Annotated in this window: 4 protein-coding genes; 2 read left to right on the top strand and 2 right to left on the bottom strand. The window is 71.3% G+C overall.

Features of this window, described 5'->3' with window-relative positions; genetic code table 11:
• Positions 1 to 176: 176 nt before the first annotated feature.
• Entirely contained in the window at positions 177 to 1,496 is a 1,320-nt protein-coding gene (locus J7E93_RS36120) for an ABC transporter substrate-binding protein (protein ID WP_215074271.1), read from the bottom strand.
• A 277-nt stretch (positions 1,497 to 1,773) separates the two neighbouring features.
• Between J7E93_RS36120 and J7E93_RS36115 the strand changes: the two genes are divergently transcribed.
• A complete protein-coding gene (locus J7E93_RS36115; RefSeq protein WP_215074270.1) occupies positions 1,774 to 4,287 on the top strand; it encodes a glycoside hydrolase family 2 protein in 2,514 nt (837 codons plus the stop codon).
• Positions 4,284 to 5,315 carry a LacI family DNA-binding transcriptional regulator gene (locus J7E93_RS36110; RefSeq protein ID WP_215074269.1) on the top strand — a complete coding sequence of 344 codons (1,032 nt, stop codon included), beginning with the start codon at positions 4,284 to 4,286 and terminating at the stop codon, positions 5,313 to 5,315. Before J7E93_RS36115 ends, J7E93_RS36110 begins: the two co-directional genes overlap by 4 nt.
• A 180-nt stretch (positions 5,316 to 5,495) precedes the next feature.
• Here the strand turns inward: J7E93_RS36110 and J7E93_RS36105 are convergent.
• Positions 5,496 to 6,550 (bottom strand): alpha/beta fold hydrolase (locus J7E93_RS36105; protein ID WP_251067574.1); only part of this gene is annotated, 1,055 nt, incomplete at its 5' end.

The following is a 6,550-nucleotide window of genomic DNA, read 5'->3' as shown; positions in this document are numbered from 1 at the left end:
CGCGGGGTCCGGCGCGGGCCCGGCCCCGAGGGCCCGTGTGGCCACGGGCGCGGGGTCCGGCGCGGGCCCCGTCGAAGGGGGAGGTGTCTCGGTCATGTCGGCCTTTCGTGTCCGCGACTGCGGGAGGTCAGAGGGCCCCGGCCGGTGTCGTACGGCCGGGGCCCGCTCCGCCGGGGTCAGGAACCGGCGGTCCTCGCCGCCTCGTCCCACCTCTTGTCGAGGTCGGCGAAGAAGTCCTGGAGGCTGCCCTTCTGTGCTCCGCGCGCGGTGTCGATGAGCTTCTGCCGGTAGTCGGGCTTGTTCAGGCCGATCTCGGCGGCGTTGTCGATGTCGTTGACCGTGGCCGTCTCGGCCTCGGAGCGCTCCATCAGGGTGACATCGTTGTCAACGTAATCCTTGAGCGTCGCCGACAGAGGAGCCGACTTCACCGCTGGCACCGCGCCCTCCCGCTCCGAGTAACCGGACTTCTCGGTGAACCAGTCGATCCAGGCGCGCGCCGCCGTCTTGTTCTCGGAGTATGCGCTGACGGCCTGCTGGTAGTCGGAGACGAGCGTGGCGCAGAACTTGCCGTCGCGCTGGACGGGGAAGGGCATGAAGCCGATGTCCGCCGCGGAGCCGCCGGCCTCCTTCGCCGCGGCCTGCATCTGGGTGATCGACCAGGAGCCCAGCATCATCGCACCGATCCCGCCCTCGGCGAGCAGGGCCTTGGAGGTCTCCCAGTTGGTGGTGGTGGGGTCCTTCTCGGCGAGCCCCTGCTTCACGATGTCGTGGAGCAGCGTGTCGATCGTGTGCAGTTCACCGCCGGGCTTCCAGGGGGAGACCGGCCCGGCCAGCTTGTCGGCCGCCTTCGCGTCGCAGGTCACCGAGCCCACGTTCGAGGTCCACTGGACCATCGGCCAGCCGTCCTTGAAGTTCGTGTAGTACGGGACGGCGTCCGTCTTCTCCGCGATCGCCTTCAGTGCGGCGGTGAACTCCTGCGGAGTCTTCGGCCACTCGGTGATCCCGGCCTTCTTCCACAGCGTCTTGTTGTAGACGAAACCGTTGGCCGTGCCGAACTGGGCGATGCCGTAGACCTTGCCTCCCACTTCGGTCTTGTCGCTGAAGCGGTACTTCTCCGACAGTTCGGCGGTCGGCCCGAGAGGCGCGAAGAACTTCGGGTAGTCCTTCTTGGCGACCGCCGCGGGGATCATCAGCACGTCTCCGTACGCCTTGGTGTTCATACGGATCTTCACCTCCCCCTCGTAGTCGGTGATGCCCTCGAACTTCACCTTCACCTTGGGATAGATCTTGTTGAAGGCCGCCGCGTACCCCTTGAGCGTGCCGTTCTGGACGAGGTCGGTGCGATGCGTGAGGACCTTGATCTCGCCGGAGGCCTCGTTCGGGTTCGCGGGCGCCGCCGCGGTCTCGCCGGAGGCGGCTCCCCCGCCACTGCATCCCGCCACGGTCAGCATCGCGGCGGTGAGAAGTGCGCCCGTGAGCGCCTTCGTCTTCCCCATGTGCCCAACTCCTTCAGGGTTACGGCTCAGGTCAAAGTGGGATGTCGGCACTATGACAGGACCGTGTGAACCGGTAAAGCGCTCGATTCCCGCGCGATGCTCAATCGTTACCCGAAACACTGCCCCGGGGCAGTAGAGCCCTGGAATTCACACCTCTCCGTACACGTTCGGTGACTTAGACGGAACTTTACCGGTTCATGGACAGAGGCTGAGCAGGCCGCTAGGTTGTCGGGGTCGTATACGCACCCGCCGCTGTCAGGCGATTGGAGCCGCACACATGAAGGACGTCACCCAGCTGACCGAGGGCTGGAGCCTGCGCCACGAGGACGCACTGCTCCCGGCCCGCGTCCCCGGCTGCGTCCACACCGATCTGCTCGCCGCGCAGGTCATACCCGACCCCTTCATCGGCCGGAACGAGACGGAGATCGCGTGGGTCGGCCGCCAGGCGTGGTCCTACGTCACCGCGTTGACCCACGACAGCCCTCACGAGCGCACCGAGTTGGTCTTCGAGGGACTGGACACGGCGGCGGAGATCGTCCTGGCCGGCGAGACCCTCGGCACCACGCGCAACATGCACCGCGCGCACCGCTTCGACGTCACCGGCCGCACAGGACCCCTCGAAGTCCGCTTCGCCTCGGCGTACGAGGAGGCGGACCGGGTCCGCGCGCTCACCGGGGAGCGGCCGAACGTCTACCCCGAGCCTTTCCAGTACATCCGCAAGATGGCCTGCAGCTTCGGCTGGGACTGGGGGCCCACCGTCGTGACGGCGGGCATGTGGCGCCCGGTGCGCCTGGAGCACTGGTCGACCGCCCGGCTCGCGCAGGTCCGCCCGCTCGTCACGGTCGACGGCGCGACCGGCCACGTCGAGCTCCGGCTCCGGATCGAGCGCACGGAGCAGGGCGCCGGTCGCCCGCTGACCGTACGGGCCACCGTCCGGGCTGCCCGAGGGGCCACCGCCCGAGGGACCGAGGCCACGGCCGAAGCCGCGGCCCCCGACGAAACCGCGGCCTCCTTCGAGCAGGCAGGGGCCTTCGAGGAGACGAAGACCTTCGCGGCGGCCGAGGTCTCCTTCGAGGGCGACGAGACCGTACTGCGCCTGGACGTTCCCGAGGCGCGGCTGTGGTGGCCGCGCGGCTACGGCGACCAGCCCCTGTACGAGCTCGATGTGACGCTGCTGGACGCGGTGGAGAGGCCGCTCGACGTCTGGCGGCGCCGGATCGGCATCCGTACCGTCGAGCTCGACCGCTCGGCCGACGCGCACGGAACCGGCTGCACCTTCGTCGTCAACGGCGTACGGACCTTCGCGCGCGGGGTCAACTGGATCCCCGACGACGTCCTGCCCTCCCGCATCACGCCCGAGCGCTACCGGACCCGGCTCACCCAGGCCGCCGACGCCAACGTCGACCTCATCCGCATCTGGGGCGGCGGCATCTACGAGGACGACGCCTTCTACGACATCTGCGACGAGCTCGGGCTCATGGTCTGGCAGGACTTCCTCTTCGCCTGCGCCGCCTATCCCGAGGAGCGGCCGCTGCGCGAGGAGGTGGAGGCAGAGGCGCGTGACAACGTTGTCCGCCTCATGCCGCACCCCAGCCTGGTCCTGTGGAACGGCAACAACGAGAACCTCTGGGGATTCCGCGACTGGAACTGGGAGGCGCCCCTCGCGGGAGACTCCTGGGGCGAGGGGTACTACCTCGGGGTGCTGCCGCGGATCGTCGCCGAGCTGGACCCGACCCGCCCGTACACGGCCGGCAGTCCCTGGTCCGGGTCCTGGGACCACCACCCCAACGACACCCGTCACGGCACCCACCACTCGTGGGAGGTGTGGAACCGCCAGGACTACGCCGAGTACCGGGCGAGCGTGCCGCGCTTCGTCGCCGAGTTCGGCTGGCAGGCACCGCCCGCGCTCGCCACGCTGCGGCGCGCCCTGCCCGGTGAGGAGCTCGCCCCGGACTCCCCCGGCATGCTGCACCACCAGAAGGCCGAGGACGGCAACGGCAAGCTGAACCGGGGCATCGAGCGCCACTTCCGGCTTCCCGAGGGCGACTTCGACCGCTGGCACTACCTGGCCCAGGTGGTCCAGGCGCGGGCCGTGGCGGCGGGTATCGAGCACTGGCGGGCCCACTGGCCGGTCTGCGCGGGCACGGTGGTGTGGCAGCTCAACGACTGCTGGCCGGTCAGCTCCTGGGCCGCGATCGACGGCGACGGCCGTCTCAAGCCGCTCCACCACGAGCTGCGGCGCGTGTACGCGGACCGGCTGCTCACCCTCCTGCCGGGCGACGACGGTCCGGTGCTCGCCGTCGACAACCAGTCCGGCTCCCCCTGGCACACGGCGGTCGCGCTGCGGCGCGTCGACGCGGACGGGACCGTCCTGCGGGAGACCGTGATCGAGGTGGTGGCCGCCCCGCGCTCGGTCGCCAGGCCGGCGCTCCCCGCGGAGCTGCTGCCCGCGCCGGGATCGCCCAAGGAGTTCCTGGTCGCGGACGCAGACGGGCTCCGCGCGGTGCATTTCCCCGTGCCCGACAAGGAGTTCGCCTACCCGTCCGCCCGGTACGAGGTCCGGCTGGAGGCCGTGCCCGGGACGAGTACGGCCGTCGACGTGGTGGTGACGGCGGAGACCCTGGTGAGAGACCTCCTCCTCCAGCCCGACCGGCTCGGTCCCGCGGCGAGCGCGGACCGGGGCCTGCTCACGCTGCTGCCCGGCGAGGAGGCGACAATCCGGGTGAGCGGCTGCGCGGACGTCGACGTCGAGCGGGTTCGCGCGGCCCTGTTCAGCGTGGACCCGGCGTGAGCGCCGCTGCCCCACGCGTCACCATCAACGACGTCGCGGCGCGGGCCGGTGTGTCCAAAGGCGCGGTGTCGATGGCGTTCAACAACCGCCCGGGGGTGTCCCGGGCGACGCGGGAGCGGATCTTCGAGGTCGCCCGGGAGCTGGGCTGGGCTCCGCACCAGACGGCGCGGAGCCTGTCCGGGCAGCGGGCGGGCATCGTGGGTCTGGCGATCTGCCGCCCGGCCCGGCTGCTGGGACTCGAACCCTTCTACATGGAGTTCATCTCCGGTATCGAGAGTGTTCTGACGGAGCGTTCGTGCTCGCTGCTGCTCCGGCTGGTGCGGGACCTGGACGAGGAGATCGCCCTGTACGAGGGGTGGTGGCGGGGCAAGATGATCGGCGGGGCGATCCTGGTCGACTTCCGGCAGGAGGATCCCCGGGTCCCGCCGTTGCGGGCGCTGGGACTTCCCGCGGTCGCCGTCGGGCATCCGTCGCTGACCGGCGGATTCCCCTCGGTCTGGACGGACGACGCCACGGCGGCCGCGGACGCCGTGCGGTACCTGGCGGCGCTCGGCCACCGGCGCATCGCACGTGTCGGCGGCCCCGCCGGTCTCGGACACAGCGGCATCCGCGCCAGGGCGTTCGAGACCACCATGGCGGAGCTGGGTCTCGACGGCCGGCGCCAGGTGTCGACCGGCTTCGCCGGCGAGGAGGGTGCCCGGGCGACCCGCGGTCTGCTGCTGACCCGCGACCGTCCGACGGCGATCGTGTACGACAACGACATCATGGCGGTCGCCGGGGCTGCCGTGGCATCGGAGATGGGGCTCGTGGTGCCGGACGACGTGTCGTTGCTGGCCTGGGACGACTCGCAGCTGTGCCGGCTCACCCACCCGCCACTCTCCGCCATGAGCCATGACGTGCACCGCTTCGGCGAGGAGGTCGCGCGTGCCCTTTTCGGGGTGATCGAGGGCACGCACAGCGGGGCGCTCCAGGTCCCGACGCCGTCGCTGACGCCGCGGGGCTCGACGGGCCCGCCCCGGCCCGCGTGACGCGCGCCCGACGAGAGGCCGTACCTCCCCCACGGAGGTACGGCCTCTTCCGCGTGACGCGCGCCCGACGAGAGGCCGTACCTCCCCCACGGAGGTACGGCCTCTTCCTCGTACCTTCTTTCCGGTTCTCACCGGTCTGCCGCCCGACTCCTCGGCGTTCTCCTTCCGGCTTCCGCCGGACTATCGCCGGGCGGGGGCGAGTCCGTGCCGGCGCAGCCAGCGCAGGTGCTCGACGGCTGTGGCCCCCTTGCCCCCGGAGTGGTCGCCGAAGGGCCACTCTCGGATGTCCTTCTCCCCCGCGTAGTTCCGGAAGGCCGCGAGGACCGTGGACGGCGGGCAGACGGCGTCCATCAGGCCGGCGCTGAACAGGGCGGGAGCCGTGGCCCTGCGGGCGAAGTGCACGCCGTCGAAGTAGCCGAGGGTGGTGAAGACACGGTCCGCCGCGTAGGGGTCGTGGTGGCGCAGGTGGTCGACGAGTTCGGTGTACGGTCCCTCGGTCGCGGTCTCGGCGCCGCGCCGGATGTGGCAGAGGAGGGGCACGTCGGGCAGGGCTCCCGCGATGTGATCCCCGGCGAGTCCGGCGACGGCGAGGGCGAGCCCGCCCCCCTGGCTTGCGCCCTGGACCACGATCCGGTCCCGGTCGACGTGGGGCAGTGAGCGGGCGGCGTCGACCGCTCGGACGCAGTCGGTAACGAGCCGGCGGTAGTAGTGGGCGTGCGGGTCCTCGATCCCCCTGGTCATGTACCCGTGGACCCCCTGGGTTCCGCTGTCCGGATGCGGGTCGGGGGTGTCGTGGCCCTGGCCGCGGCTGTCGACGACGAGGTGGGCGTATCCGGCGGACGCGTAGAGGAGATGGTCGGTGGCCAGGCCGCGTCCGCCGCTGTACCCGATGTACGTGATCACCGTCGGCAGGGGCCCCTCGGCCTCCGAGGGGACGACGAGCCAAGCGGCGATGGGCTGGCCGGCCCAGCCGGCGAACCGTACGTCGTAGGCGTCGAGGGTGGTCAGGGGCGCGTCGGGCACCGGGCGGACCTCGGGATCGCCGCCGGCCTTCCGGGCCGTCCGCAGGGTCTCGCTCCAGAAGGTGTCGAAGTCCCCCGGTTCCGGCGGGAGTTCGGCGGTCCGGGCGGCCGGATGGTCCGGGGGAGGTCGGTATACGGCACGGGGGGTGGCTCCTCGGCGTGCGGGCCGGGCGTGGCCGCCGGGGAGGCGGCGCGGCCGGCGGTGTGCGGGTG

The organism is Streptomyces sp. ISL-36, from assembly GCF_018614205.1.
In the GTDB taxonomy this organism is placed as follows: domain Bacteria; phylum Actinomycetota; class Actinomycetes; order Streptomycetales; family Streptomycetaceae; genus Streptomyces.
The sequence above is the reverse complement of the archived record's forward strand: the minus strand, read 5'-3'. Positions and strand labels throughout refer to the sequence as shown.